The organism is Mycobacterium sp. SMC-15 (assembly GCF_045310925.1).
Lineage (GTDB): Bacteria > Actinomycetota > Actinomycetes > Mycobacteriales > Mycobacteriaceae > Mycobacterium.
This window is the reverse complement of record NZ_JBJIAJ010000001.1, coordinates 611,566-636,008: the sequence shown is the minus strand read 5'-3', so window position 1 is coordinate 636,008 and position 24,443 is coordinate 611,566. Positions and strand designations below refer to the sequence as shown.

Annotated in this window: 23 protein-coding genes and 2 riboswitches; of the genes, 11 read left to right on the top strand and 12 right to left on the bottom strand. The window is 68.0% G+C overall.

Annotated elements, in window-relative coordinates:
* The first annotated feature begins 110 nt into the window (after positions 1-110).
* On the top strand, positions 111-1,397 hold the full coding sequence (locus ACJH71_RS03025; protein WP_406756530.1) for a TetR/AcrR family transcriptional regulator: 1,287 nt from the start codon (positions 111-113) through the stop codon (positions 1,395-1,397).
* Between the two features lie 94 nt (positions 1,398-1,491).
* Here ACJH71_RS03025 and ACJH71_RS03020 read toward each other — a convergent pair whose 3' ends face one another.
* Complete coding sequence (locus tag ACJH71_RS03020; RefSeq protein ID WP_406756529.1) at positions 1,492-2,976, bottom strand: flavin-containing monooxygenase; 1,485 nt, start codon at positions 2,974-2,976, stop codon at positions 1,492-1,494.
* Positions 2,977-3,085: 109 nt separating this feature from the next.
* Between ACJH71_RS03020 and ACJH71_RS03015 the strand changes: the two genes are divergently transcribed.
* Both ACJH71_RS03015 and ACJH71_RS03010 read left to right on the top strand, forming a co-directional pair.
* Positions 3,086-3,274 (top strand): hypothetical protein, encoded by a 189-nt coding sequence (locus ACJH71_RS03015; protein WP_406756528.1) that lies wholly within the window; start codon positions 3,086-3,088, stop codon positions 3,272-3,274.
* A gap of 91 nt (positions 3,275-3,365) precedes the next feature.
* The gene (locus ACJH71_RS03010) at positions 3,366-4,367 is read left to right on the top strand and encodes a beta-ketoacyl-ACP synthase III (protein ID WP_406756527.1); all 1,002 of its coding nucleotides are present in this window, start codon (positions 3,366-3,368) and stop codon (positions 4,365-4,367) included.
* 11 nt (positions 4,368-4,378) lie between these two features.
* Here the strand turns inward: ACJH71_RS03010 and ACJH71_RS03005 are convergent, their stop codons facing one another.
* The 3 genes from ACJH71_RS03005 to thiC all read right to left on the bottom strand — a co-directional run bounded on the left by ACJH71_RS03005 (position 4,379) and on the right by thiC (position 7,541).
* Positions 4,379-5,005, bottom strand: a complete 627-nt coding sequence (locus tag ACJH71_RS03005; protein WP_406756526.1) for an alpha/beta family hydrolase — start codon at positions 5,003-5,005, stop codon at positions 4,379-4,381.
* Positions 5,002-5,841: a bifunctional hydroxymethylpyrimidine kinase/phosphomethylpyrimidine kinase gene (gene thiD, locus ACJH71_RS03000; RefSeq protein ID WP_406756525.1), complete on the bottom strand. Its 840-nt coding sequence runs from the start codon at positions 5,839-5,841 to the stop codon at positions 5,002-5,004. Before thiD ends, ACJH71_RS03005 begins: the two co-directional genes overlap by 4 nt.
* Positions 5,842-5,897: 56 nt before the next feature.
* A complete protein-coding gene (thiC, locus tag ACJH71_RS02995; RefSeq protein ID WP_406756524.1) occupies positions 5,898-7,541 on the bottom strand; it encodes a phosphomethylpyrimidine synthase ThiC in 1,644 nt (547 codons plus the stop codon).
* A riboswitch (TPP riboswitch) is annotated at positions 7,536-7,640 on the bottom strand. Its footprint overlaps the gene before it by 6 nt.
* Positions 7,641-7,789: 149 nt before the next feature.
* Between thiC and ACJH71_RS02990 the strand changes: the two genes are divergently transcribed.
* The 3 genes from ACJH71_RS02990 to ACJH71_RS02980 all read left to right on the top strand — a co-directional run bounded on the left by ACJH71_RS02990 (position 7,790) and on the right by ACJH71_RS02980 (position 11,020).
* Entirely contained in the window at positions 7,790-9,547 is a 1,758-nt protein-coding gene (locus tag ACJH71_RS02990) for an MFS transporter (protein WP_406756523.1), read from the top strand.
* Positions 9,548-9,792: 245 nt separating this feature from the next.
* Complete coding sequence (locus ACJH71_RS02985) at positions 9,793-10,218, top strand: DoxX family protein (RefSeq protein WP_406756522.1); 426 nt, start codon at positions 9,793-9,795, stop codon at positions 10,216-10,218.
* A gap of 205 nt (positions 10,219-10,423) precedes the next feature.
* Positions 10,424-10,592, top strand: a riboswitch (M-box (ykoK) riboswitch).
* A gap of 227 nt (positions 10,593-10,819) precedes the next feature.
* Entirely contained in the window at positions 10,820-11,020 is a 201-nt protein-coding gene (locus ACJH71_RS02980) for an Rv1535 family protein (RefSeq protein WP_406756521.1), read from the top strand.
* A 24-nt stretch (positions 11,021-11,044) separates the two neighbouring features.
* On the opposite strand, the gene ACJH71_RS02975 is transcribed toward ACJH71_RS02980, so the two are convergent.
* The 6 genes from ACJH71_RS02975 to ACJH71_RS02950 all read right to left on the bottom strand — a co-directional run bounded on the left by ACJH71_RS02975 (position 11,045) and on the right by ACJH71_RS02950 (position 18,773).
* On the bottom strand, positions 11,045-11,320 hold the full coding sequence (locus ACJH71_RS02975; protein WP_406756520.1) for a hypothetical protein: 276 nt from the start codon (positions 11,318-11,320) through the stop codon (positions 11,045-11,047).
* A complete protein-coding gene (locus tag ACJH71_RS02970; protein ID WP_406756587.1) occupies positions 11,317-15,771 on the bottom strand; it encodes a cation-translocating P-type ATPase in 4,455 nt (1,484 codons plus the stop codon). The genes ACJH71_RS02975 and ACJH71_RS02970 overlap by 4 nt, the downstream gene beginning before the upstream one ends.
* A gap of 39 nt (positions 15,772-15,810) precedes the next feature.
* Complete coding sequence (locus tag ACJH71_RS02965; RefSeq protein ID WP_406756519.1) at positions 15,811-16,299, bottom strand: hypothetical protein; 489 nt, start codon at positions 16,297-16,299, stop codon at positions 15,811-15,813.
* Between the two features lie 106 nt (positions 16,300-16,405).
* A complete protein-coding gene (locus ACJH71_RS02960) occupies positions 16,406-17,209 on the bottom strand; it encodes an exodeoxyribonuclease III (RefSeq protein WP_406756586.1) in 804 nt (267 codons plus the stop codon).
* An 18-nt stretch (positions 17,210-17,227) separates the two neighbouring features.
* The gene (locus ACJH71_RS02955) at positions 17,228-18,169 is read right to left on the bottom strand and encodes a GNAT family N-acetyltransferase (RefSeq protein WP_406756518.1); all 942 of its coding nucleotides are present in this window, start codon (positions 18,167-18,169) and stop codon (positions 17,228-17,230) included.
* Between the two features lie 10 nt (positions 18,170-18,179).
* On the bottom strand, positions 18,180-18,773 hold the full coding sequence (locus ACJH71_RS02950; protein ID WP_406756517.1) for a peptide deformylase: 594 nt from the start codon (positions 18,771-18,773) through the stop codon (positions 18,180-18,182).
* A 215-nt stretch (positions 18,774-18,988) separates the two neighbouring features.
* Between ACJH71_RS02950 and ACJH71_RS02945 the strand changes: the two genes are divergently transcribed.
* The 5 genes from ACJH71_RS02945 (at position 18,989) to ACJH71_RS02925 (ending at position 22,335) form a co-directional block, all read left to right on the top strand.
* A complete protein-coding gene (locus tag ACJH71_RS02945; RefSeq protein ID WP_024440118.1) occupies positions 18,989-19,297 on the top strand; it encodes a DUF3263 domain-containing protein in 309 nt (102 codons plus the stop codon).
* Positions 19,298-19,362: 65 nt separating this feature from the next.
* Positions 19,363-19,833: a LytR C-terminal domain-containing protein gene (locus tag ACJH71_RS02940; RefSeq protein ID WP_406756516.1), complete on the top strand. Its 471-nt coding sequence runs from the start codon at positions 19,363-19,365 to the stop codon at positions 19,831-19,833.
* Between the two features lie 9 nt (positions 19,834-19,842).
* Positions 19,843-20,550, top strand: coding sequence for a superoxide dismutase[Cu-Zn] (sodC, locus tag ACJH71_RS02935; RefSeq protein ID WP_406756515.1), 708 nt, complete (start codon positions 19,843-19,845; stop codon positions 20,548-20,550).
* Positions 20,531-21,697, top strand: a complete 1,167-nt coding sequence (locus ACJH71_RS02930) for a glutamate--cysteine ligase (protein ID WP_406756585.1) — start codon at positions 20,531-20,533, stop codon at positions 21,695-21,697. Before sodC ends, ACJH71_RS02930 begins: the two co-directional genes overlap by 20 nt.
* The gene (locus ACJH71_RS02925; protein WP_406756514.1) at positions 21,697-22,335 is read left to right on the top strand and encodes an LON peptidase substrate-binding domain-containing protein; all 639 of its coding nucleotides are present in this window, start codon (positions 21,697-21,699) and stop codon (positions 22,333-22,335) included. The genes ACJH71_RS02930 and ACJH71_RS02925 overlap by 1 nt, the downstream gene beginning before the upstream one ends.
* Before the next feature lie 51 nt (positions 22,336-22,386).
* Here the strand turns inward: ACJH71_RS02925 and ACJH71_RS02920 are convergent, their stop codons facing one another.
* A complete protein-coding gene (locus tag ACJH71_RS02920; protein WP_406756513.1) occupies positions 22,387-23,613 on the bottom strand; it encodes an MFS transporter in 1,227 nt (408 codons plus the stop codon).
* 186 nt (positions 23,614-23,799) lie between these two features.
* The gene (locus ACJH71_RS02915; protein WP_406756512.1) at positions 23,800-24,393 is read right to left on the bottom strand and encodes a TetR/AcrR family transcriptional regulator; all 594 of its coding nucleotides are present in this window, start codon (positions 24,391-24,393) and stop codon (positions 23,800-23,802) included.
* Positions 24,394-24,443 lie beyond the last annotated feature (50 nt).

The following is a 24,443-nucleotide window of genomic DNA, read 5'->3' as shown; positions in this document are numbered from 1 at the left end:
GGCATCGGTACACGTACGGGCGGGCTCTATATTGAGTCCGCTGTAGCCCGTTTACCCGGCTGTGTTAATAATGCTGTGCACGTGACAGAGCTGGCCTGAGTTGATCGGGGGTGGTGACCTCGCTTGGTGCCACGAACGACCCTGTCGGACGTACTGGTGCCCGCATAAAGCGGCGCCCCAAGGACCGCAAGGCGCAGATCACGCGTGCTGCCGCGGAAACTTTCAGTGCGCAGGGCTACCACGCGACAAGCATGGAGGCGATAGCTTCCAAGGTCGGGATCTCCGCGCCGGCGCTGTACCGGCACTATCCCAGCAAGTACGAGATGTTCGCGGTCGTCGTCGGCTCGCTTGGCCAGCAGTTGATCGACTCGACTGCTTTCGTCGACGAGTTGTCCGATGCCGACGTGCACAGCGCCGCACCGGCGGTGTTGGACCAGGTGGTCGACGGGCTCATCACCTCATCGATCCTCAACCGTGAGGCCAGCGGGCTGTTCCGGTGGCAGGCTCGCTACCTGCAGTCAGAAGACCAAGCCAAGCTCATGACGCAGATGCACACCGTCGGTGCGCGTCTGAAACGGCCCATCAGCGTCATGCGTCCCGAACTGAACTCCTTGGAGCAGTGGACGCTGACGGTAGCGCTGGTCAGTGTCGCCGGCAGCATCATCGGGCACCGGCTGCAGCTCCCGGACGACGAGATCAAGCCGTTGCTCATCGATGCGTCGCGATCAGTGGTCGCCGCGCAGCTTCCCGGAACCGACGACGTAGGGGTCAATCGGCCGTCGGTGTGGCGTATCTTCACGCCGGACGCCGGCCCCTATGAGGCGCTGCTGAACTCGGCGGTGCTGTTGTTCGGCAAGCAGGGATATGCCGAGACCGGCGTCACCGAGATCGCCGACGCCGTGGGTGTCCCCGCATCCGGCGTCTACCGCTATTTCTCGAGCAAGAGCGACATCTTGACGACGGGGCTGCAGCGCGCCGTGGACCGGATTGCCGGGGAGATGGCGGCCATCGCCGGTGTTTTCGCCGAGCCCGAAGAGGCGCTGCGCCGGTTGATCGAGGCGTATGTGGCTACGGTGTTCGCCAACCCCGAGTTGGCGTCGGTCTATGACACTGAGCGGGTGAACCTGGCGCCGGCGGAACGCGAACTGCTGCGCGCTTCCGAGCGCGCGTTCATCGAAACCTGGGCCCGACCGCTGATGGCGATCAGGCCGGACCTGGATTCGATGCACGCCAAGTTCTTGGTGCACGCTTTGGCGGCGCTCGTGGACGACCTGGGGCGGGTCGCCCGAGGCGGCGAGATACCGGGTACCGGTTTTCTGGCCGGGGGACCCGGTTATGCGCAGGCCTGCTTGCGCAGGCTGATGGAGTCCATCGTGTTCCGCGGCCTTGACACCTGAGAAGGTTGGCGTCGAGCCTCGCTGAACCGCTGGTTTATGAGGCGGTCCCAGCTTCGCCTCTCCTGCGTCGAGCCTCGCTGAACCGCCTGACGGATCAGGCGATTTCGTAGTCCTCTAGCGGGAACTGCGAGCCGTCGCGCACCGCGTTGCGCACCGTGGTGGGCCGCAACAGGGTCGCTTCGCCGCTGGGGTTGTAGTAGTAGGACCGCGATGTCGTGCAGTCCCCGGCGTAGAACACCGTGTGGTCCAGCCGTTTGGTCATGGCGTCCAGGAACCGGGTGTTGGCGGCTTCGGTGACCTCGAACGTGGTCGCGTTGCGGCGCTGCAGCTCGCCGAACAGTCGGCCCATGTGCCGCATCTGGTATTCCATGGTGTTGAAGAACGACAGGCCGGAGAACCCGTATGGGCTGGCCAGGCTCAGGAAGTTCGGGAAATGCGGTATCGACAGGCCCTGGTAGGCCTGGAACCGGGTCTCCCGCCACCACTTACCCAGGTTGCGCCCCTCCCGCCCCACGATCTCGATCGCCGGGAAGTTGGCCTCCCACAGGTCATACCCGGTGGCCAGCACCAAGGTGTCGATGACGGTCTTGCGGCCGTCGACGGTGACGATGCCGTCCGGTTCGATCCGCTCGATGCCGGTGGTCTCCAGGTGCACATGCGGCTTGGTGAAGCTGCGGTAGTAGTCGTTGGACCAGCTGGGCCGCTTGCAGCCGATGTCGTAGTTCGGGGTCAGCTTGGCCCGCAGTTCCTTGTCGCGGATCTGGACGAACCGGTGGATCTTGCACGCGTCCATCCCCGCGATCGACAGCCGCCGGAAGGCGGGGTAGTTCAACACCGCGGTCACCGTCATGAACTCCAGCAGGTAGTCGCTGATGAAGCGCATCACCCGCTGGGCGAACGGGACCCGGGCGAACAGTTTCTGCAGCCGCGCCGGGATCCGGAAGTCGAGCTTGGGCGCCACCCAGATCGCGGTGCGCTGAAACACGGTCAGGTCTGCGACGGTCTTGGCCAGCTGCGGAATCAGCTGCACCGCGGTAGCGCCGGTGCCGATCTGCCCGACCCGACGGCCGGTGAAGTCGTAGTCGTGGTCCCAGGCGGCGGTGTGTACCACCTTCCCGGCGAAGCTGTCGATCCCGGCGATGTCCGGGTTGCGCGGCTGGGACAGGAAACCGGTGGCGGTGATCAGGAATCGGGCGCTCAGCGTCTCGCCGCCGGCCAGGGCCACCTGCCAGCGCTGGGCGTCCTCGTCCCACTGGGCACTGTCCACGGTGGTGTTGAAGCGCATGTGGCGGCGCACGTCGTACTTGTCGGCGACGTGCTCGGCGTACCGCTTGATCTCTTCGCCGGGGGCGAACATCCGCGACCAATAGGGATTCGGCTCGAACCAGTACGCGTAGGTGGTCGACGGGATGTCGACGGCCAGGCCGGGATAGTGGTTGACGTGCCAGGTTCCGCCGAGATCGTCTTCACGCTCGAGCAGGACGATGTCGTGGTAGCCGAGCTTCTTCAGCTCGATGGCCGCACCCATTCCGCCGAAGCCCGCACCCACGATAACGACGTCGAACTGCTCGATACCCATGAAAATTAAGGTACCTGACTCACCGGTAACCAGCGAAGCTCCCGGGCCGCCCGGCGGATGGGAGACAATGGGGCTTGCACGCTGTTCGGAGATTTCGGGGAGGGCAGTCATGACCAGCCGCAATGTCGAAGCCAGCGACGCAGATTTGGCCGAACAGGCGGTTCCGGCCGCCGTGGGCGACGAGGCCGACGACGAGACGCCGGGCCCCGAGATCTCCGCCGGTGACAACGCCGACATCGCCGACGTGGTCGAGCAGCATCGGGGTGTGCCCGCCGATGAGGATGCCTACGACCGCTGAGGGGTTGCCGGTACGGGGCCGTCGCCGGCGCAGGGGGCGTTATGGTTAGACGCTTTAGTTAGCTGTTGGCCTAAGGCCGAGAGACGTTTTCTTGAGCGAGATTCGCCATCCTGCCGCCACCCGACCGATCGGCCTGCTCGGCGTCGGCGCTTCTCGCCCGGCGCGGGTGGTCACCAACGACGAGATCTGCGCGCGCATCGACTCCTCTGACGAATGGATTCAGTCCCGTACCGGAATCAAGACGCGCCGGTTCGCCGATGAGACCGACACCGTGGCGGGTCTGGCCATCGAGGCCGGCCGCAACGCGCTGTCTCAGGCCGGGCTCGACGGGTCTGGGGTGGACGCGGTGATCGTCGCGACCAGTACCAACTTCCGCCAGACCCCTTCGTGCGCGCCCACCGTCGCGGTCGCCCTCGGAGCGCAGGGCGTGCCTGCCTTCGATGTGGCCACCGGATGCGCAGGGTTCGGTTATGCCCTGGGGGTGGCGGCGGATCTGCTCCGCGGCCGGACCATCAACACCGCTTTGGTCATCGGTTCTGAGGTGCTCTCGCCAACGATCGACATGCAGGACCGTTCGAACTGCTTCATCTTCGGCGACGGGGCCGGTGCGGTCGTCGTCGGCGAGACTCCGGTGCACGGTATCGGCTCGATCGTGTGGGGCAGTGACGGCGAGAACCGTGACGCGATCCGCCAGGACATCGACTGGATCAGCTACACCGAGCAGCCGGACGGACCACGGCCCTTCCTGCGCATGGACGGCAGCACGGTATTCCGCTGGGCAGCATACGAAATGAGCGACGTCGGGAGACGAGCCATCGCGGCGGCCGGTCTGCAAGCCCACGATATCGATGTCTTCATTCCGCACCAGGCCAACAGTCGGATCAACGCGTTGATCGCCAAGAGTCTCGAGCTGCGCGCCGACGTCGTCGTTGCCAATGACATCGAGAACAGCGGCAACACCTCTGCGGCATCCATCCCGCTGGCGATGGAGCAGCTGCTCTCGGCCGGCATCGCCAAATCCGGTGAGCTGGCACTGCTACTCGGCTACGGGTCGGGTTTGAGCTACGCGGCCAGCGTCGTCGTCCTGCCCTGATCGCCGCGGGCTCAGCCCAGCAGGCGTAGCGCCGCGTCGACCGCCAGCACCGGCACGTTCAGTGTCTTGGACGCCAGATCGTGGCGGGCGCCGGTGATCTCGACGACTTCATGCGGCGCGGGTATCAGTGCGGCGGCAGCGCGGATCTCTGCGCCGGTTCCGAAGCTGTCCGAGCTGCCGTGGGTGAACACCGTCGGGACGACGATCTCAGGCAGGTGTTCGGTGCGAGTGCGCTCGGGTTTGCCCGGCGGGTGCAGCGGATAGGAGAACAGTGTCAGCAGGTCGACCGCGACATCGCCGGCAGCCACCACCATCGAGGTCTGCCGGCCGCCGTAGGAATGCCCGCCGACGATCAGCGGACCGTCGGCCAGGCCGCGGCCGTATTCGATCGCCTCGGTGATGCCCTCCCGGTCGCCGGCGCCCGATCCCGAGGGCGGGCCCTTGGGGCGGCGCCGCCGGAACGGCAGGTTGTAGCGGATCGCCAGGAAACCGCGACGCGACCATTCGTCGCAAAGCCGTTGCAGCATAGGGGAATCACGGTTGCCGCCGGCGCCGTGTGCCAGCAACACCACTCCGGCGGGGGATTTGGCGGGGCGGTGCGCCAGCCCGTCCAAACCGGCGATTTCCTCCAGGCTCACGAGGCGCCCAGCCCCAACCGGAACAACGGCGAGACCGGGCCGTGCCCCCGGCCCAGCGGGTAGGCGGCCCGCAGGCACTCGGTCACCCAGCGTTTGGCGAACGCCACGGCGTCCGGCACGCTGAACCCGTGCGCCAGCGCCGCCGCCGAGGCCGCCGCGAGCGTGTCGCCGGCGCCGTGGTCGTCGCCGGTGGCCACCCGCGGCCCGGGGAACTCCAGAAAATCGGTGCCGTCATAGAGCAGGTCCGGACTGTGTTCCGTCGAGGGCAGGTGCCCGCCCTTGACCAGTGCCCACCGCGGTCCCAGGGCATGCAGCGCACGAGCCGCCGCACGCTGGGACGCGGCATCGACCACGTCGATACCGACCAACAGTCGCACCTCGTGCAAATTCGGGGTCACCAGGGTCGCGAGCGGAAACAGGTTGTCGCGGAGCGCATCCAGCGCCGACGACGCCAGCAGTGCATCGCCGTGCATGGACGCGGACACCGGATCGACCACCAAGGGGACCGTTAGCCCGAGTTCCCGCCAGGTTGCCGCCACCGCGGTGATGATCTGCGCCGACGCCAGCATCCCGGTCTTGGCGGCCTGAATCCCGATATCGGGCACCACCGTGTTGATCTGGGCGGCCACGGTGTCGGCGGGAATCTCGTGAAAGCTCTTGACTCCCACGGTGTTCTGCACCGTCACAGCGGTCACCGCGACGCAAGCGTGCACCCCGAGCAACGCACACGTACGCATATCGGCCTGAATCCCCGCGCCGCCGCCGGAGTCCGAGCCGGCAACGGTGAGTATCCGTACCGGTGTCGCCCCCGGCGGGGCCAGTGGGAGGAAGTCCACTGTGCTGGATGAGTGGCGACCCGCTTCGCCCGGCTCCGCCGCGCTTGCGATCACCACTAGGTGGAGATGGGCAGGTACACCCGGTTGCCGTGGTCGGCGAACTCGGCGGACTTCTCGTCCATGCCCTTCTTGATGGCGGCGTCGATGTCGTCCTGGGTCTGCAGGCCGTGCTCGTTGGCGTAGTCGCGCACATCGTGACTGATCCGCATCGAGCAGAACTTCGGGCCGCACATCGAGCAGAAGTGTGCGGACTTCGCCGGCTCGGCAGGCAGTGTCTCGTCGTGGTACTCGCGTGCGGTGTCCGGGTCCAGGGACAACGCGAACTGGTCATACCAGCGGAACTCGAAGCGTGCCTTGGACAGTGCGTTGTCGCGATCCTGGGCTCCGGGGTGTCCCTTGGCCAGGTCGGCGGCGTGTGCGGCGATCTTGTAGGCGATCACCCCGTCCTTGACGTCCTTGCGGTCGGGCAGCCCCAGGTGCTCCTTGGGAGTCACGTAGCACAGCATCGCGGTGCCGGCCTGGGCGATGATGGCCGCGCCGATCGCCGAGGTGATGTGGTCGTAGGCCGGCGCGATGTCGGTGGCCAGCGGCCCCAGGGTGTAGAAGGGCGCCTCGTCGCACCATTCCTCTTCCAACCGCACATTCTCGACGATCTTGTGCATCGGGACGTGGCCCGGACCCTCGATCATCACCTGCGCGCCACGGGATTTGGCGATCTTGGTCAGCTCACCGAGGGTGCGCAATTCGGCGAACTGGGCTTCGTCGTTGGCGTCGGCAATCGAGCCCGGCCGCAGCCCGTCGCCGAGGGAGAACGTGACGTCGTAGCTGGCCAGGATGTCGGCCAGTTCTTCGAAGTTGGTGTACAGGAAGGACTCCTGATGCCGCGACAGGCACCACGCCGCCATGATCGAACCGCCGCGCGACACGATGCCGGTGACCCGCTTGGCGGTCAACGGCACATACCGCAACAGCACCCCGGCGTGCACGGTCATGTAGTCCACGCCCTGCTCGCACTGCTCGATCACGGTGTCGCGGTACAGCTCCCAGGTCAGTTTGGTCGGGTCGCCGTTGACCTTCTCCAGTGCCTGGTAGATCGGCACCGTCCCGATCGGCACCGGCGAGTTGCGCAGAATCCACTCGCGGGTCTCGTGGATGTCCTTGCCGGTGGACAGGTCCATGACGTTGTCGGCGCCCCAGCGGGTGGCCCACACCAGCTTGTCCACCTCTTCGGCGATCGAGCTTGTCACCGCGGAGTTACCGATGTTGGCGTTGATCTTCACCTTGAACGCCTTGCCGATGATCATCGGCTCCAGCTCGGGGTGGTTGTGGTTGGCCGGGATCACCGCTCGCCCGCGGGCGACCTCGTCGCGCACCAGTTCGGCGGGAACTCCCTCGCGGGCGGCGATGAAGGCCATCTCGGCGGTGATCTCACCGGCCTGGGCGCGCTGCAGCTGGGTTCCTCGATCGGTCACCACCCCCGGTCGAGGCGCCAAGCCGCGGTGCAGGTCGATGTCGGCATTGGTGTCGGTGTAGGGACCGGAGGTGTCGTAGACGTCGAAATGCTCACCGGTGGTGAGGTTGATGCGCCGGAACGGCACCTTCATTTTCACGCCGCCGGGAGCTTCGATCTCGCGGTAGGCCTTCTCGCTGTAGGGGATGGGCCCGGTGGTGACCTGCGGCTCCACTGCAACGTCAGTCATAGTTCTTCCTCTCCCTTGCCGGCATGACCCGGTCAGGTTCGTACGGTCGACGGCCCCGGCCGTCCTCTCAGCGCACTGGTTGCGCTCCCGCGGTTCTTTGGCGATTTCTGCACTGGCGATTCGTGCACTGCCACGCTATCGCAGCGCAGCAGTCGGCGTAAGGCGCCGAGGGCGCCGGACGAGAATTAGGTAACTGATCATTTGCTTAGCTAACATATGTGGTCGGGGTAGAGGTAGCTGGGAGAGACATGACGGCGCAGATAGAGCAGGTGAACACCGGTGTCCAGGACCCGGGCGCCGTCGCCACCGCTCGCCGCCGACTGCGCTACGACCGTGACCACCCGCGCTACAAGTGGGTCGCGCTGTCCAACACCACGCTGGGTGTTCTGTTGGCGACCATCAACGGCTCGATCGTGCTGATCTCGATGCCGGCGATCTTCCGCGGTATCGGCCTGAATCCGCTCGAGCCGGCCAACGTCAGCTACCTGCTGTGGATGTTGATGGGCTATCTGCTGGTGTCGGCTGTGCTGGTGGTGTTCTTCGGCCGGCTCGGGGACATGTTCGGCAGGGTGCGCATCTACAACCTGGGCTTCGTGGTGTTCACCGTCGCGGCGATCGCGCTGTCGATCGACCCGTTCGACATGGGCCGCGGTGCCCAATGGCTGATCGCGTGGCGGGTGGTGCAGGGCGTCGGCGGGGCGATGCTGATGGCGTCGTCGTCGGCGATCCTCACCGACGCGTTCCCGGCCAATCAGCGCGGCATGGCGCTGGGTGTCAACCAGGTGGCCGCGGTCGCCGGGTCGTTCGTCGGCCTGCTGATCGGCGGCGTGCTGTCGGAGTGGGACTGGCGCGCGGTGTTCTGGGTCGGGGTGCCGATCGGAGTGTTGGGCACCGTCTGGTCGCTGCGCTCACTGCACGAACTCGGTGAGAAGGCGCCGGCGAAGCTGGACTGGGCGGGCACCGCGACGCTCGGTCTGGGGCTGACCGTGGTGTTGACCGCCATCACCTACAGCATTCAGCCGCATGGATCTTCGCCGACCAGCTGGGGCAGTCCCGCCGTGCTGGGTTCGCTGGGGCTCGGCGTGGCCCTGCTGGTGCTGTTCTGTTTCATCGAACTACGGGTTGCCTCGCCGCTGCTCGACGTGCGCCTGTTCGCGATTCCAGCGTTCGGGATGGCCAACATGGCCGGGTTGCTGTCGGCGATTGGGCGCGGTGGCATGCAGTTCATGCTGATCATCTGGCTGCAGGGCATCTGGCTGCCGCTGCACGGCTACAGCTACGAATCGACGCCGTTGTGGTCGGGTATCTATCTGCTGCCCATGACGGCGGGGTTCTTGTTGGCCGGTCCGGTGGCCGGTTCGTTGTCGGACCGCCGCGGCGCCCGTCCGTTCACCGTCGGCGGCATGGTGCTGATGGCGGCGACGTTCGTGGGGCTGGTGCTGCTTCCGGTGGACTTCGACTACCGGGTGTTCGCGGCGCTGGTGTTCCTCAACGGCCTGGGTGGCGGGATCTTCACCGCACCCAACAGTGCCGTGGTCATGTCCAGTGTCCCGGCCGACCAGCGTGGGGCGGCGTCGGGCGTGCGAGCCACGTTCTTCAATGCCGGCACGTCGCTATCGATCGGCATCTTCTTCTCGCTGATGGTGATCGGACTGGCCAACACGTTGCCGGCGGCCCTGGGCGCCGGATTACAGCAGCAGGGGGTGTCTGCCGGTGTCGCCGATCAGGTGGCCAGCACCCCGCCGGTGGGAAGCCTGTTCGCGGCGTTTCTGGGCTACAACCCGATCGCCGAGCTGCTCGCGCCGTCGGGTGCGCTGGCCGCGCCCGGTGTGGACGCCGAGGCGCTGACCGGGCACAGCTTCTTCCCGCAGCTGATCTCCGGGCCCTTCCACGCCGGCCTGGCGGTGGTCTTTGCCGCCGCGGCGGTGATGATGCTGCTCGGGGCGCTCGCGTCATGGCGGACGCCGGGGCGCTACGCCGTCGAGCCGCTGAATCTGCGGGACTGACGCACGCCAACCGCCGCGGAGGCCCACAACTGGTTTCGACGGCAATCATCGGGTGGTCATCGCTCTTGCCGGTCGACCGGCGCTGAAATCCATGCGGGCCGCGGAACAAAGGTCACGTCATCTGGAGCGGCCGCGCCCTCGCGATGACGCGGCGACGCGTGGAATTTAGTTGACAATGCAACGAGAACGCCCTTAGGCTCTGATGTAGTTGAATACGCAACTACAAAGTGTGAGAGGGGTCCGTTGTGGACATCGTGATATTGATCGGCCGAATCCTGTTCGGCGCCGTGTTCGTCGGCGGAGCGCTGGGGCACTTCACTCAGACCGCCGCGATAGCGGCCTTTACCGAGAGCAAGGGCATCAAGCCCGGCAGGCTGGCGGTGCTGGGCTCGGGCGTCTGGATGCTTACCGGCGCGGTCTTGGTGATCGTGGGCGCTTGGGCGGATCTCGGCGCGCTGATGCTGGCGGTCTTCCTGCTGCCGACAGCGTTCCTCATGCATCCGTTCTGGAACGAGCGGGACCCCGAGGCCAAGGCCGGCGAGCAGACCCACTTCAACAAGGACGTGTCGCTGGCCGGCGCCGCGCTGGCGCTGTTCGGCTTCTTCGTCACCGCCGGTGCCGGCACCGGACTGCAGCTGACCGGACCGTTGTTCGCGTCGCTGGCCGGCTGACTCGAGCCGCTGCGAAGCCTGACGGCCCGGTTCTGCGCGTTGGTCGCAGAACCGGGCCGTCACGGTCTCGTTCTGGTACCAAAGTGACTGGTGTGACACCTCGTGCGCAGGGGGTCTGGGGGTATCGCTGCACGTCAGAGACCCTCGACACACCCGAATCGGGTGGAGTTGACCCCGCCCCCTCGGTGGTGCACTATGGACCGTGCAAGCACCTCGTTAGGTGAGGCGTCTGCACGGACATAGGCCACTGACCCCGAACGTCGAAAGACGCCCCGGGTCAGGACAGCTCCTCCCGGCTTAAGGGTTGAGCCCAAGTGGCTTCCTGAATAGGGACACGCCGTGCAGTGTCGAAGCTCTGACGAGAGGGGTGCGGTCTTCCGACAGTCGTCGGAGCTGCCCTCCTAAGCATGCGGTGAATCCGGCGCGCTTGCGCGCCCGCGACCGAGAGGGGGTGAGGGACGAATGAGTTCCGGTGATAGTCCGAGCCGATATCTGACATCTGTTCCGTCCCCATCCGAACGGTCGCATACCGCCTCCAGCTGAGCCACGATCCCGGCCTCCAGCTGAGCGCGTAGCACCGTTACGCGACTAGGAGGCCATCATGGTTGCAATCGCCTACACCGACATCACGGCTCCGGCTCCCGCCCCGCGTGCGCTCAGCACGGCGAAGAAGCTGGACCACCGTCCTGCCGCTCCTACCTCGGACCCGCTGGTCGACATGACCACGCGGCTGCTCAGTGGTCCGCTGCACCAGATGTACGCACTCCTGTGGCGCGTCGGAGTGCTGACCGTCAACAACTGAGGGTCAACCGAGGCCGGACCTCGGCTAGACCTCTTCTAGGGCCTCGCCGAGTTGTTCGAGCACTTCACTGCGGTGGTTGCTGGCCAGAATGTGGCCGGCAGCCACCGCCACGGCCACCGGCCAGTCAATGATCTCGAACGCGGCCAGCAGTGCCAGTCCGCCGTAGTAGGCCAATTGCTCGGGCCGCGGCACCGTCACCTTGCCGAACAGCGGCAATTCAACGGCGAACCCCTCCGCCTCGCGGATGTGGGCTACTGCCTCGCGCTGGGATGCGCTGCGCCGCGGTTTGTCCGCCATCATGAACCTCCTGGTGGCGATGGATCGCCGGATGATCGAGCCGCGACCGTTCCGCGACGAGAGTCAGTGTCCCCATTGTGCACAAGCCGCAGCCGCGGCGCTCCTTGACCGTTGGATGATGCCTGCGGGCGGTCCGGTTGCCGCGGCCCGGGAACGATGAACTCCTTCGGCTTCACCGTGTCGTCCTGCGACCCCGAAAGCAGCCGAGGCACCACGGCCGCGCCGAGGGTGGCCACCGTCGCCGTACCCAGTGCCTGAGCCCAGCCCAGCGGTCCGATCGGGGTGCAACCCAGCAGCTGGCTGATACCCGGGATGGTGATCAACGTCCCCATCACGCCGAGCGAGCCGACAGCGGTCGCCACGACCAGCGGGTCGTGCGAGTCCAGCAGCGTCTGACCCAGCTGCGTGGCGACCAGCGACACCAGCGCCACGGTCGAGGCCCGTTGCTGGCGACCGGTGACCGACGCCAGCCCCCACGCTCCCACCGCGGCCGACGCCGTCGTCACGCCACGCACGGCCACCGTGCGCCACAGCGCACGCTCGTCGGGACCGTGCCCGCCGGCGGCGGCCGACTCGTTGAGCGAACTGACCGCCAGTGCGGTGGCCGGCAGTGCGTCGGTCAGCATGTTGACCAGCAGTAGCTGGCGGGCGTTCAGCGGCGAGCGGCCGGTCAGTGCGCTACCGATGATCGCGAACGCCACCTCGCCGGCATTGCCGCCCAACAGCACCGCCACCGCGGCCTGCACCCGCTGCCACAGCTCACGGCCCTCATCCAACGCGTCCAGCAGGGTGTCGATTCGCTCGTCGAGCAGCACTACATCGGCAGCGGTGCTGGCCGCTTCACTGCCGTGCGCCACCACCGCAATACCGACGGTGGCGGCCCGGATCGCCGCGGCGTCGTTGGCGCCGTCGCCCACCATCGCCGACACCTTGCCGGTGCGTTCCAGGGTTTGCACGATCTGGACCTTGTTCTCCGGAGACATCCGGGCGAACACCACTCGCTCGGCTACCGCAAGCTCCTGTTCCTTGCGGGACAACGCATCCCACTGTGCGCCGCTGATCACCTGATCGCCGTCGACCTCCAACCCCAGCTCCCGGGCGATCGCCGTGGCGGTCAGCGGGTGGTCGCCGGTGATGAGCCGCACCGGGATTCGGCGGCGCTTGAGATCGGCGAGCAGTTCAGCGGCCTCGTCGCGCGGGGTGTCGGACAAGCCGAGCAGGCCGACGAACGTCAGCCCCTCGGCGCAGAACTCGGCGATCTCCTCGGGCTCGGGATCCTCGCCCAGCGCAGAGCATTGTTCGGGGGTCAGTTCCCGGCGGGCCACCGCGATCACCCGCAGACCGCCGCCGGCCAGTGCAGCCACCGACTTCCTGACGGTCGGGCCAGAGCCGGTGCATGCCAGCACCACTTCCGGTGCGCCCTTGAGGGTTAGCTCTGTTCCGCGGATGGAGGCCGAGAACGGGCGTCCGGAACGGAACGGCAGGTGCGCGGCGGGCCCCTGCGGTGCCGGGGCGCCGGCGCTTTCGGCGCCTTCCACGATGGCGGCGTCGGTCGCGTGCACCTGGCGGGTGCCGTTGGGAACCGGCGCCGCGCTTGCCGCGAAGCGCAGCACGTCGTCGTCGGTGAAGCCCGCCGCCGGGTGCACCTGCGAGACCCGCAGCCGGTTGCGGCTCAGGGTTCCGGTCTTGTCGAAGCAGACCACGTCGACGCGCCCCAGCGCCTCGACGGAACGCGGCACCCGCACCAGCACACCGGCCTTGGTCAACCGGCGGGCCGAGGCCTGCTGCGCCAGGGTGGCCACCAATGGCAACCCTTCGGGGATGGCCGCGACGCTCACCGCGATACCGCTGGCCACCGCCTGGCGCAATCCGATCCGGCGGGCCATGCCCAGCCCGGTCACCAGCGCACCGCCGGCCAGGCTGATCCGCCATGCCTTACTGGTGAGCAGGCTCAGCTGATGCTGCAACCCGATGGCGGACTGATCACCGGCCACCAGTTCGGCCGCCCGGCGCCCGTGGGTATCGCCGCCGGTCGCGGTCACCAGCGCCAGCGCCGTGCCGGTCACCACGGTGGTTCCCGCGTAGACCATGCATTCCCGGTCCGCCAGATCCGCACCCGGGGTGGCCTCTACCTGTTTGACCACCGTCAGCGACTCGCCGGTCAGCGACGACTCGTCGACCTCCAGATCGATCGCGTCGATCAACCGTCCGTCGGCGGGTATCACCTCGTGCGGGTGTACCTCGATCACATCGCCCGGGAGCAGGTCCTCGGCGGGAATCTCGCAGTGGCTGCCGTCGGGCAAGACCTTGCGTGCCGGCGGAACCTGCTCGTTCAGCAGGACGCTGAGCCGGCGCTCGGCGATGAGTCGTTGTGCGGCGGCCAGCATCGCGTTGCCGCCCAACACCGAACCGACCAGCATCGCGTCGACGGGTGAGCCCAGCACCGCGCTGGCCGCGGCGCCCAGCGCCAGCACCGGGGTGATCGGATCGGACAGCTCGCTGCGTACGGCCTGGGCGAATTGCCAGACCAGTCGCGGCGGCGCGGTGCGTTGGGCGCCCCGGCGGGCCAGATCCACGGCCGCCAGCGCCGCCGCCGCAGCGGGCGCATGATGGGGCTTGGTCGGCTCCACCAGTTCCGGCGGCGGAAGCACCGCCCGCACCTGGTCGACCGACATCGCGTGCCACTCGTGCACCGCGGCCGGCCGGGGGACCGCGGCGTCCACGGCACGGCGGGCCAGCCAGTAGCCCGACAGTGCGCCGGCCGCCGCGCCGGTGGTCACCGGCCCAGGTCCGCTGCCGCGCACCCCGGGCAGCATCAGCAGCGACCCCAATGCCGTAGCGCCGATGGAGATCTCGACACCACGGTGGCTGGCGGAGCGAGCCGCGGGAAGTGCATGCAGTACCCGCCACACCGCGGTCAGGTCGGTCAGCAGCACGTCGGCGCACCAGGGCGGGACGCCCTGTCCGGGCAGCACGCCCAGCGCCACGTCGGCTGCCGCCAGGGCCTCGACGGCCACCGAGGACAGCACCGCGACATCATGGCCATCGGCCTGATAGGCGACCACTGCGGCAGTCAGCGCCTCATCCACCGATGCCCCGTCCAGCGGCCGGATCTCATCGAAAATCGGCCGCAGCTCCCCGAGGGCGTCGGCTTCTACCGAGACCACCTCGACGTCGGCGCGGCGGGCCTCGGTCACCACGGCGGCCGCCAGCGGCAACAGCGCGGGTTGGAACGAGGCCTGCACACCGGAGCGCGGTCCGATTCGATGCCATCCGGGGGTGAGGCCGGTGTCGGTCAGCCGAGCCTGGGCCTGCGCCCACACCGCACGCAGTTCGTCGTCGTCGGCGCCGCGCACCTGCATCACCCGCAGGGTGTCACCGCACAGCACTCGGGGATCGATGACCACGGTGTCGACGCGGTCGAGTTCACGCAGGCTGCCGGGCCGCAACACGACGGTGCCGTGCTGATCGGCCAGGCCGCGGCCCAGGGTGGCGGCGAACGACTCGCGGGCGGTGCGGGTGGCCTTCGGAGCGGTCACCGCGGCGGCCGTGCCGGCCAGATCCGGATTGCGGGTCGCGGCGCCGATCAGCCCGGCGCCGGCGACTTGCGCCCAGGCGCTGCGGGTCAGGTGCCGCTCCACCGGACCGGGCGGTCGCGGCGCCGGTCGTTGCGGGACGGCGACCGAGGGCTGCTCGGCGTGGTCGGCGAGTTCTGGCTCGAGGCGGCGCCAGGCCCGCGCCTCGGCGCGTTCCTCCCCGGCGCGCATCGCCTCTACCGACAGGTCCACCGCCAGCGAGGTCGGCGCCTGGTTGAGGGCGTGCACGCCGGCGCTGGCCAGCGCCAACAGCGCATCGGTCGTCTGCTTGCCGATGCTGTCCTCCAGCAGCCGGCGCAGGCGAGGCTGATAGTCGACGACGACCACGCCGGCCTCCAGGCCCAGCGGCAGGCCCGGCAGCCGCAGCAGCCGGCTCACCGTCGCCGCACCCAAGCCGGCGATGTTGGCGCCGACAGTCAAAACCCGCAGCGCTTGGGTCATCTCATCACCGGGCAGGCTCACCGGCGCATGCCCGCTGCGGGCTGTCGGGCGGTACTGGCGCTCGATGTCCGACACCGCCTGGCACAGTTCGCGTATCGAGACGACGTCACCGCCGGCGGCGGGGTCGAGCCCGACCACCAGGCGCGACAGCGGGTGGTTCAACCGGACCGAGACCACTCCGGGCAGCGCGCGGGCCGCCCCCAGTACAGCGGTCGCCAGTTCGTCGCCGGCCGGGCCGTCGAGCCCACGGATCTCGACCCAGGCTCGCCCCTCGCCGCGGAAGCATCGCCGGGACAGCACCGGGCCCCCGTCGCCGTTCGGCAGGACAGCGCCGGCTACCCCAGCAGCGGTCTGAACCGAGGCGTCTATCAGTGCGGAGGTCAGTTGGACACCGAAATTCGCTGCGCGCAGCGGCAGAGAGTGCCTTACGGCACGACCTAAATTCACTCGCGCCGACTAGTGGCGCGTGCGCGTGCGGGTGCTGCTGCTGGCGCCGCTGCGTGATTGCCGTGCCGCTGTCTTCTTCGGCTGCGGGCTGCGCCGCGCCGAGGTCGATGAGCTGGCCGACTTCACCGGCTTCGTCGCCTTCGCCGGCGGCGCCGCCTTGAGGGGCCGCACCGGGGCAGCTGGCGTCTGGGCCGCCTTGCCGTCATCGGATCGGTTGGTCAGTTGCTTGATTGCCAGCGCGGTGCCGCCCACTGCCACCAGCACCGGCCACTCGACCAGTCCGGTCACGCCGAGAGCGCCCAGGGTCAGTGCAGCCGCGGGCGTCGAGTGGCTGCCGGTGCGCAACCCGCGCTGTACGCCGCTGGCCGCCCCCTTCACGCCGCCGATTACCCCGTTGACTGCGGCCCCGCCGATCGCTCCGGCTGCCTCAGTGGTCATGGTGACCGCGCGGTTCGCCGCCCCGGCCACCTTTCTTACCGTCCCTGCGACGGCGTTCATGGGAATTCCCTGCCCTTCAAATGAGCAAATTGGATAATCCGCCTATCTTATGCGCGATTTCGCGATCGGTCCGAAATCCACACCGAATTCATAGAACTGCCGGTAATCAGTCCCGCCGGATCTCGACCAGCACCGGGGCGTGGTCACTGGGCGACTTGCCCTTGCGCTCTTCGCGGACGATCTCGGCGTGCGCGACCCGTGTCGCCAGCGCGGGGGAGCCCAGGATGAAGTCGATGCGCATGCCCTGCTTCTTCGGGAACCGCAGCTGGGTGTAGTCCCAGTAGGTGTAGACGCCCGGCCCTGGCGTGAAGGGGCGCACCACGTCGAGGAATTGGGCGTCGGCCATCGCCTGGAACGCCGTGCGCTCCGGTTGCGAGACGTGTGTGGCACCCTCGAAGAACTCCATGCTCCATACGTCGTCGTCCTGCGGCGCGATGTTCCAGTCGCCGACCAGAGCGATCGGGGCCGACGGATCGTCGCGCAACCAGCCTTCGGCGGTATCGCGCAGGGCCGCAAGCCAATCGAGCTTGTAGGTGTAGTGCGGGTCGGTCAGGGCGCGTCCGTTGGGCACGTACAGGCTCCACACTCGCACCCCGCCGCACGTGGCACCGAGCGCGCGCGCCTCCACGGCGGGATCGGCTTCGGCCTTGGCCCAGGCCGGCTGGCCGGGGAACCCGACCTCGACGTCGTCGAGGCCGACCCGCGACGCGATCGCCACGCCGTTCCACTGGTTCAGCCCGACATGGGCGACCTCATAGCCCAACTCGTGAAACGGCAGCGTCGGGAACTGGGCGTCGGTGCACTTGGTCTCCTGCATGGCCAGCACGTCGACCTCGGCTCGGGCCAGCCAGTCGGTCACCCGGTCCACCCGGGTGCGGATGGAGTTGACGTTCCAGGTGGCCAGTCGCAGCGCAGTCACGGAGCCACCCTAAAGCTCGTTCGACGGCGACGAGCCGCGGCCCAGCAGCCGGGCGTCGATGTAGCGGGTGCGGTGCTGGCCGGCGAATCCGACCGCTTCGAAGAACTCGAACGCGCCGGTGTCGCTGGTCGCCACCTGCGCGTAGCCGCGGGTGGCACCGCGATCGGCCCCCCAGGACTGCAACGCAGCGCAGATCCGGCGACCGTGGCCCTGCCGCCGGTGGTCCGCGGCCACCCGCACCGCCGTCAACCCCAGCCAGCGAGTGCCGTCCGGCCCCTCGGTGACGGTGCCCCGACCGACCGCCACCCCGGGGATCGAGGCGAAGATCGCCTCGCCGTCGACCACCGCGGTCAACACCTCCACCGAAGCCGCCCCACCGCCCTGTACCGCCAGCCAGTCGGCGTCGGGCCCGGCGGCCGTCACCAGGTCACCCGGGGCCGTGCCGGCAGCGACGACGTCGCACACCAGGGTGCGGGTCTGGTGCCGGGTCGCGATGTCCTCCGGCAACCGCAGCAGGCGCTCCGGGACCGCCAGGTAGGGGGGCAGACCGCGCCGCGCATACCAGTCGATGATCGCCGGAATGGCATTCGTGTGGGCAAACATGTCCAGGGGCACAGCGGAATTGGCCGCGAGGTCGGCACCGGGACCGGCGCGCAGGATCCAGCCGTGGAGCCATTGGTGTTCGCTGCCCGGCCAGGCCAGCGCGGCGGCATGCTCAACGGAGCGGATCGTCGAGTTCTTCACCGGGCGATCGGTCAGCCGGCGCACGTACAACACGTCGGCGTGGCGACATTCGTGGATCACCCCGTCGGCAGAGCGGACCCGCACCACCGGCCCGGTCGCCACCAGCTGCCCAATCACATCGCCCATCGACGGCTCGGAGCCGGGGGGACGCAGGTAGCGCAGACTCACCCGGACGCCGATCTCAGGGAGTTCGGGTGGTTGGGGCATGGAGGGCTCGTCAGTGACCGAACGGATCGGGCACGTCGCCCGGCATCCAGGACAGGCCGGGCACACCCCAGCCGTTGGACTTCACCGTCCGTTTCGCGGCGCGGGCGTTGCGGCCCACCAACATGTCCAGGTAGAGCAGCCCGTCGAGGTGCCCGGTCTCGTGCTGCAGCATCCGGGCGAACAATCCGGTGCCCTCCAACGTCACCGGGTTCCCGTCGGCATCCAATCCGGTGACCCGCGCCCACTGCGCCCGACCGGTCGGAAACGATTCGCCGGGCACCGACAGACAGCCTTCGTCGTCGTCATCCGGGTCGGGCATGGTTTCGGGCCGCTCGGAGGTCTCCAGCACCGGGTTGACCACGACGCCGCGGCGCCGGGTGGTGGAGCGGCGGTCGTCGGCGCAGTCGTAGACGAAGACCCGCAGCCCCACGCCAATCTGGTTGGCGGCCAAGCCGACGCCGTTGGCGGCGTCCATGGTTTCGTACATCGAGGTGATCAGCTCACCGAGGTCAGCCGGCAAGGAGCCGTCATCGGCGACGGGCACCGGGCTGGTCGGTGTGTGCAGGACGGGATCGCCCACAATGCGGATGGGTAGGACGGCCATGACCGCAAATCTTAGGTGGGCGGTTTAGCGAGGCTCGACGGAGGAGAGGCGAAGCTGGGGCCGCTACCGGTCAAGTGCAGCGGCCATGGCGACGCGCGGGCCAGGCTCCCGGTTCAACACAGCCTGGCGTGATTCAATATTCGCTCAGAACACGCCGCCGAAAACTAGCGAACGTTTGCAGCGAGAGAACTTTCCGGAAGGGTCCAGGAAACGATATGGACGGCGCCATGGCGCAGGCGAATCGCTCAGGGGACGATTCGGAACCCACCGACGGTCTGAGCCGTCGCGAACACGACATCCTGTCCTTCGAACGGGACTGGTGGAAGTACGCCGGTGCCAAGGAAGAGGCCATCAAGGAGCGCTTTGCGCTGTCGGCGACCCGCTACTACCAGGTCCTCAACGCGCTCGTCGACCGGCCCGAGGCCCTGGCCGCCGACCCGATGCTGGTCAAACGCCTGCGCAGGCTGCGGTCCAGTCGTCAGAAGGCGCGTGCCGCGCGCCGGCTCGGTTTCGACATCACCTGATTGCCTGACCCCTTGATTGCTGGGCGTTTATCGGTCCTGGCCCGCTGCTCGATACAGTGGGCGCAATGAACGACCACGTTCCTGACTCCTCCCGACTCCCGCTCCGGGCAATGGTGATGGTGCTGCTGTTTTTGGGCATCGTCTTCCTGCTGGTCGGCTTTCAAGCCCTCGGATCGTCGGGTAGCAGCGACGACGCCGACCACTCGCCGACCGCCCAACCCGTCACCACCGCCTCGGCGCCGGCCAAACCCGAGCGCCCGGCCCGCAAGTCCGACGTGCGAGTCTTCAACATCTCCGAACAGGCGGGGCTGGCCGGCCACACCGCCGACCGGCTGCGCGAGGCCGGCTGGAATGTGACCGAGATCGGGAACCTCGAGCTGCCCGAAGTCACCCAGACCACCGTCTACTTCAGTGACGCCGAGGGCGAGCAGGACGCGGCTCATTCGGTGGCCCAGGTGCTCGGCGCCGCCGTCGAGCCGCGGATCCCCGACGTCGCTGAGCAACCACCGGGCGTCATCGTGGTGGTCGCGGGTTAAGCTCCTCGCATGGTCACAGGTCACCGCAGAGCTCTTACCGCCGTCGTCTTCGCCACCCCGGCCATGCTGCTGGCGGCGTGCAGTCCCAACCAGCTGCCTTCCGACGCGCCCGGCACCACTCCGGCCATCTGGACCGGGTCGGCAGCGCCGTCCGCCCCGGAGTCTGAGTCCGGTGGCTCGAGCGGTTCGGACAGTCTCGTCGCGCACCTGACGACCCCCGATGGCGGCCAGGTCGCCACCGCGACGTTCGAGTTCAGCAAGGCCGGCGGCAAGGAGTTCGCCACCGTGACCGTGCGGACCACCAGCACCGGGGTGCTGTCGCCCGGTTTCCACGGCCTGCACGTCCACGCCATCGGTAAGTGCGAAGCCGACTCCGTGGCCCCCACCGGCGGGGCTCCCGGCGGCTTCCTGTCGGCCGGCGGACACTTCCAGGCGCCCGGCCACAGCGAGCACCCGCAGAGTGGGGACCTGACGTCACTGCAGGTGCGCTCCGACGGCAGCGGGCTGCTGGTGACCACCACCGACGCCTTCACCAAGGCCGAACTGCTCGGTGGCGAGGGGACCTCGATCATCATTCACGCCGATGACGACAACTTCGCCAACATTCCGGCGGATCGCTACACCCAGGTCAACGGCACGCCCGGCCCGGACCAGACGACGCTGACCACCGGAGACGCCGGAAAGCGGATTGCGTGTGGTGTTATCGGCGCCGGGTAGCCCGACCAACAACTGGGCTTCCTCGAGGTCCGAAGCCCGAATCGAGTTCGCCCGCAGCGCCCGTCCCACCATCGGCGTGGAATGGGAGCTGGCTCTTGTCGATGCCCAGACGCGCGATCTGAGCAACGAAGCCAGCGCGGTCCTGTCCGAGCTCGGCGAGAACCCGCGTGTGCACAAGGAATTGCTGCGCAACACCGTCGAGCTCGTCACGGGCATCTGCGACAACACCGGCGAGGCCATCGAGGACCTGCGTCAGACACTGGCCACCACCCGGCCGATCGTGCACAGCCGGGGCATGGAGTTGTTCGGCGCCGGCACCCACCCGTTCGCACAGTGGTCAGCGCAGAAGCTGACCGACGCGCCGCGCTACGCCGAGCTGATCAAACGCACCCAGTGGTGGGGGCGGCAGATGTTGATCTGGGGAGTGCACGTCCATGTCGGTATCTCCTCGTCCTACAAGGTGATGCCGATCATCTCCTCACTGCTGCAGCACTATCCGCACCTGCTGGCGTTGTCGGGATCCTCGCCCTGGTGGGACGGTCACGACACCGGTTACGCCAGTAACCGCGCGATGATGTTCCAGCAGTTGCCCACTGCGGGCCTGCCGTTTCAGTTCCAGACCTGGGAAGAGTTCGAGGGCTTCGTCTACGACCAGAAGAAGACCGGGATCATCGATCACACCAACGAGATTCGTTGGGATATCCGGCCATCGCCGCATCTGGGCACCATCGAGGTGCGGGTCTGCGACGGGGTGTCCAATCTGCGTGAGCTGGGTGCGCTGGTGGCGTTGACGCACTGCCTGATCGTCGACCTGGACCGGCGGCTGGAGAATGATGAATCCCTGCCCACCATGCCGCCCTGGCACGTGCAGGAGAACAAGTGGCGCGCCGCCCGCTATGGGCTGGACGCCGAGATCATCCTGGATGCCGACAGCAACGAGCGGCTGGTCACCGAGGACCTCGACGAGCTGCTCAACCGGCTCGAACCGGTCGCCGCGCGACTGCACTGTGCCGACGAGCTGGCGGCCGTCGCCGACATTTACCGGACGGGCGCGTCCTACCAGCGCCAGCGCCGGGTCGCCGAGGAACATGACGGCGATCTGCGTGCCGTGGTCGATGCACTGGTGGGCGAGCTCGATATCTCGTGATGGAACTGCCGATGTTCCCGCTGGAATGGGTGTTGCTGCCCGGCGAGGAACTGTCGCTGCGGATCTTCGAGTTGCGTTACACCGTGTTGGTAGGCGACCTGATGCGCAGCGGCGATCCCCGCTTCGGGGTGGTGCTGATCGCCCGCGGCCGTGAGGTGGGCGGCGGCGAGCAGCGCAACGACGTCGGCGCGATGACCAGCATCACCGGGTGCACCGAACTCGGGGCAGGCCGGTACGGCTTGCGCTGCCTGACCGGGGAGCGGATCCGGGTGCGTGAATGGCTCACCGACGATCCCTACCCGCGGGCGATCACCGAGGTGTGGCCCGACGAGCCATCAGAACCGGTGAGTGACGAGCAGTTCATTGCGCTCGAAGACCGCATTGTCGCGCTGCACAAGCGGATGGCCCAAGCGCAGCGACGCTGGGTGATGCCGGGGCGCAACAGCCTGCTGGGTGGCCGGCGGCTGCGCTCGCTGGACCCGGTGCAGCGGCTGTACTCGCTGGCCTGCCGGGTCCCGATGGGGGAGGCCGACCGGTACGCGGTGCTGGCCGCGCCGTCGCTATCCGACCGTTTGGCGGCGGTGTACGAGGCGATTGAGACCGTCTCGGCCCGAGTCGAATTCGATATCCCTCGTTGACTCTGCGTCCAGGGCGGCAAAGTGCGAGTAGCTACCGCCCTGGACGCAGAGTCAACGGGTTCTGACGTACACCGCGCCGAATACCGCCGCCGCCGCGGCCAGCAGGGCCGAACTGGCCAGCCAGGGCAGGATGCGCCCCGCGGAGAACAGGGCGGCATACATGCCGGGCGCAACGGCGGTCGCGGCGGCCCACGCCGTCTGCAGCAGCGAGGCGTGTCGTCCAGACGACTCGTCGGGCGCGAACGTCAGCATGATGTTTGCGCTGAGCGCGTTGCCGGCGGCGTCGGACACACTGAACAGTGTCAGACCGAAAGCCAAGACGGCGAAAAGAATTGCCGGTACGGCGTTTTGGATGCCGGCGAGGAGGTCGATCACCAGGAAACTGATCGAGCACAGTGCGGCCGACCACGCCAGGATCCGAAGGTGCGGGACCCGCGAGCCGATTCGGGCGACCCAGCGCGCCGCTATCGCGACCATGACGCAGATGAATAGGTAGGCCACCGTCGTCGACCAAGCGGGCAGGCCCACCGACAGCATGAACAGCGGCAGTGCCGTGTCCATCCCGATGGTGGTCAGCGCGATGACGAACACGCCGGCGATGAAGGCCATAAAGGCGCCCTGGCGCAACACATCGCGGTAGCGCGGCGGCTCGCAGTCCGGCGACTCGTCGTCGGCGACGGCGCGGTCGATCCAGCGCAGCCGCCAGAACAGCAGGCCGGTGGTGAGTTCACCCGCGGCGATGGTCGCCACCAATGTGGTCCAGAACCATTCGCCGTTCCGGTCGATGGCCAGGCCCACGGTCGCGGCCAATGCGCCGAGACCGAACCCGAGTACCCGAACCGAGGTGAGCAGCGCGAACATCTGGGTGCGGTCGTCGTGATCGCGGGTCAGCCGCCGGACGGCTTCGGGATCGGCGGTGAAGAACAGGTTCGCACTCAGTGCCGCGGCGAAGGAGAAGATCGCGACCTCGGCCAGGGTGTGGGTGTACAGGAAGCCCAGGAAGGCGCCGGAGGCCCCGACGCCGGCCAGCGCCATGGTCCGACACGGACCGAACCGGTCAACCGTGCGCCCGGACACCAGCACCCCCAAGATGAGTGCGCCGGTGTTGCCGAGGGTGGCGGCCACGCCGGTCCCGGTCAGCGGCAGCCCGCGCCCGAGGGTGAAGAACAAGAAGATCAGCGGCACCCACAGTCCGGCGCTGGCCATGGCGACGGTGGTCGCGAGAATGAACGACCGGCGGGCGCCCAGCAGCTCTTCGGGCATCGTTTCGGTGAGCATGGTCTCTTTCGTCCTCCGGGCAGACGAAGGTACCGCGGCGACCGCGGGCGGTGCATCCAATTTTCGGTGTTACCGGCCGAACTGGCCGCGCGTACGCGCTGGCCGGCTAGCGCCAATGGGCTGGTCGATCGATCAGCATTCGTGCCGTCGGGGTCGTGTTGGCCACCGTTTCTGGGGCGGCGCGGGCTAGGAAGTGCCAGGCGGCGGTGCCAGCCGGCCCAGCTCGCGATCGATCAGTGCGCGCAGTTCGTCGTGCCCTTCGGTGACACCGACGGCGCTCTCATTGCACAGGTTGCGGGCGGTTTGGGCGATCAGGATCGAGATCGCGATCGGGGGGTATTCCGCCAGATCCACGCCATTGGCGCGCAGTGCCACCGTGACCGCCGCGGTCTCGATATCCCGTACTCGCTCGGCATAGGCCTTGAGTTCGGTCCGGATCGCCTTGCGATGGTTGGCCAACGCCATGAACTCAGTGTTCAAGCTGGTCAGACGTGTATCGCTGTTGATCGCCCACAATGCGCGTAGCGGATCGTCATCGGTCAGGGCGGTGCGCATCCGGTCCAACGCGTCGTCGGCGCCGACCCGCAGCACCTCGACGAACAGGTCGTCCATGGTGGGGAAGTAGTAGTAGACCAGGGCTTGGCGCACACCGGCCTCGGCGGCGACCCGCCGCGACGTGGCCGCGGCATAACCCTCGTCGCGCATCAGTCGCGCCGTCGCCTCGATCAGGCGGCGCCGGGTCGCATTGTCGGTCGATTTGGCCTTGCGCGGAGCCGCCATTCAGGCCGGCCCGGGCTTGCGATTGCTTGACCGTCCGGCGCCGCGCGTGG

Bases quoted from the DNA above. Each gene is read 5' to 3' on its own strand.
- ACJH71_RS03020 (WP_406756529.1), bottom strand. From the start codon at position 2,976: ATGGGTATCGAGCAGTTCGACGTCGTTATCGTGGGTGCGGGCTTCGGC.
- ACJH71_RS03015 (WP_406756528.1), top strand. From the start codon at position 3,086: ATGACCAGCCGCAATGTCGAAGCCAGCGACGCAGATTTGGCCGAACAG.
- thiC (WP_406756524.1), bottom strand. From the start codon at position 7,541: ATGACTGACGTTGCAGTGGAGCCGCAGGTCACCACCGGGCCCATCCCC.
- ACJH71_RS02990 (WP_406756523.1), top strand. From the start codon at position 7,790: ATGACGGCGCAGATAGAGCAGGTGAACACCGGTGTCCAGGACCCGGGC.
- ACJH71_RS02980 (WP_406756521.1), top strand. From the start codon at position 10,820: ATGGTTGCAATCGCCTACACCGACATCACGGCTCCGGCTCCCGCCCCG.
- ACJH71_RS02975 (WP_406756520.1), bottom strand. From the start codon at position 11,320: ATGATGGCGGACAAACCGCGGCGCAGCGCATCCCAGCGCGAGGCAGTA.
- ACJH71_RS02965 (WP_406756519.1), bottom strand. From the start codon at position 16,299: ATGAACGCCGTCGCAGGGACGGTAAGAAAGGTGGCCGGGGCGGCGAAC.
- ACJH71_RS02955 (WP_406756518.1), bottom strand. From the start codon at position 18,169: ATGCCCCAACCACCCGAACTCCCTGAGATCGGCGTCCGGGTGAGTCTG.
- ACJH71_RS02950 (WP_406756517.1), bottom strand. From the start codon at position 18,773: ATGGCCGTCCTACCCATCCGCATTGTGGGCGATCCCGTCCTGCACACA.
- ACJH71_RS02945 (WP_024440118.1), top strand. From the start codon at position 18,989: ATGGACGGCGCCATGGCGCAGGCGAATCGCTCAGGGGACGATTCGGAA.
- ACJH71_RS02940 (WP_406756516.1), top strand. From the start codon at position 19,363: ATGAACGACCACGTTCCTGACTCCTCCCGACTCCCGCTCCGGGCAATG.
- sodC (WP_406756515.1), top strand. From the start codon at position 19,843: ATGGTCACAGGTCACCGCAGAGCTCTTACCGCCGTCGTCTTCGCCACC.
- ACJH71_RS02925 (WP_406756514.1), top strand. From the start codon at position 21,697: ATGGAACTGCCGATGTTCCCGCTGGAATGGGTGTTGCTGCCCGGCGAG.
- ACJH71_RS02920 (WP_406756513.1), bottom strand. From the start codon at position 23,613: ATGCTCACCGAAACGATGCCCGAAGAGCTGCTGGGCGCCCGCCGGTCG.
- ACJH71_RS02915 (WP_406756512.1), bottom strand. From the start codon at position 24,393: ATGGCGGCTCCGCGCAAGGCCAAATCGACCGACAATGCGACCCGGCGC.